This window comes from Mesorhizobium sp. M7A.F.Ca.US.002.01.1.1, from assembly GCF_004022955.1.
GTDB lineage: Bacteria > Pseudomonadota > Alphaproteobacteria > Rhizobiales > Rhizobiaceae > Mesorhizobium > Mesorhizobium ciceri.
The window spans coordinates 1-1875 of the sequence record NZ_RZQE01000766.1; the positions used below are offsets into that span (position 1 = coordinate 1).

Consider the following 1875-nt stretch of genomic DNA (forward strand, 5'->3'; position numbering starts at 1 on the left):
GTACCGGCGCCGCATCGCCGCCTCGGACGAAGCCGATGAGGCCCGCGCCGAGGCGCGTGAAGCCGGAAGGCTGGAGCTCGAATTGAGATTTGCGGGCATCGAAGCCGAGCGCGAAGCCGTGCGCGCCATGTTTCGCAGCGGCGAGATCAACGACCATACGTCGCAGGCGCTGTTTACCGAGATCACGCTCACCGAGGCATTGCTGAGGGGCCGGAAGGCGAGGAAATAACGACGCGCGGGCCTGGCTGGCGCAATCCGGCCAGCAAATTTCGCGTGGCAAACGTGGCGGGGCGGAAACAACTGTGTTAATGGCGCCGCGTGCAGGTTGCCCAAAAGTGTACAGCGGTTTGGGCAACGACATGCATAAACAAAATTGCCCCCGAACCCCGAGGATTTCAGGCCATGGCAACAGCAGCGGCAGTGTCGAACAAATTCGAATCCTTCTTCGAAACCACGCTGGCCGACGCCGATCCGGAGATTTTCGGCGCCATCCGCAACGAACTCGGCCGCCAGCGCCACGAGATCGAGCTGATCGCCTCGGAAAACATTGTTTCCCGCGCGGTGCTTGAGGCGCAGGGCTCGATCATGACCAACAAATATGCCGAGGGCTATCCGGGCAAGCGCTACTACGGCGGCTGCCAGTTTGTCGACGTGGCCGAGGAACTGGCCATCGAGCGCGCCAAGAAGCTGTTCGGCTGCAACTTCGCCAATGTCCAGCCGAATTCCGGCAGCCAGATGAACCAGGCCGTCTTCCTGGCGCTCTTGCAGCCGGGCGACACGTTCATGGGCCTCGACCTCAATTCCGGCGGCCATCTGACCCACGGTTCGCCGGTCAACATGAGCGGTAAATGGTTCAAGGTCGTCTCCTATGGCGTGCGCCAGGACGACCATCTGCTCGACATGGATGCCATCGAGAAGACCGCGCATGAAACCAAGCCGAAGCTGATCCTGGCCGGCGGCACCGCCTATTCCCGCGTCTGGGACTGGAAGCGTTTTCGCGAGATCGCCGACGCGGTCGGCGCCTATCTGATGGTCGACATGGCGCACATCGCCGGGCTGGTCGCCGGCGGCGTGCATCCGTCGCCGCTGCCGCATGCCCACGTCGTGACGACCACGACGCACAAGTCGCTGCGCGGCCCGCGCGGCGGCATGATCCTGTGCAATGACGAGGACATCGCCAAGAAGATGAATTCGGCGGTGTTCCCCGGCCTGCAGGGCGGCCCGCTTATGCATGTCATCGCCGCCAAGGCGGTTGCCTTCGGCGAAGCGCTGAAGCCAAGCTTCAAGGTCTATGCCGAGAGCGTCGCCGCCAACGCCAAGGCGCTCGCCTCCAGCCTCAAGGAAACCGGTCTCGACATCGTCTCCGGCGGCACAGACAACCATCTGATGCTGGTCGATTTGCGTCCGAAGAACGCCACCGGCAAGCGCGCCGAGGCGGCGCTGGGCCGCGCCAACATCACGTGCAACAAGAACGGTATTCCGTTCGACCCGGAAAAGCCTTTTGTCACCTCGGGCGTGCGTCTCGGCACCCCGGCCGGCACCACGCGCGGCTTCGGCCAGGCCGAATTCCGGGAGATCGGCAAGCTGATCGCCGAAGTGCTGGATGGTCTCAAGGTCGCCAATTCCGACGAGGGCAATGCCGCCGTCGAAGCAGCGGTCAAGGCCAAGGTCGTGGCGCTGACCGATCGCTTCCCGCTCTATCCCTATCTCGGCTGACGCGATAGGAAGTTTTGCCGCCTGCTGCAACGACAAGCGTCGTTTCAGCAGGCCGGGGCGACCGGCAGGAGCCTTGATGATGCGACCATTTCGTTTCGCCGACCTTGGCGCCGTTGGCGCTCTGGCTGCTTTGATCGCCGGGCCTTTCCCCGGCAACGC

1 protein-coding gene and 1 pseudogene are annotated in these 1875 nt (G+C 63.6%); both read left to right on the forward strand.

Annotated elements, in window-relative coordinates:
- Window positions 1-229: pseudogene (locus tag EN932_RS35205) on the forward strand (Na+/H+ antiporter); the annotation flags it as partial.
- Between the two features lie 173 nt (window positions 230-402).
- Window positions 403-1716, forward strand: coding sequence for a serine hydroxymethyltransferase (gene glyA, locus EN932_RS35210; RefSeq protein ID WP_013532252.1), 1314 nt, complete (start codon window positions 403-405; stop codon window positions 1714-1716).
- Window positions 1717-1875: the final 159 nt, after the last annotated feature.

Excerpts from the sequence above, each read along its gene's own strand:
- glyA (WP_013532252.1), top strand. The coding sequence starts at position 403 with ATGGCAACAGCAGCGGCAGTGTCGAACAAATTCGAATCCTTCTTCGAA.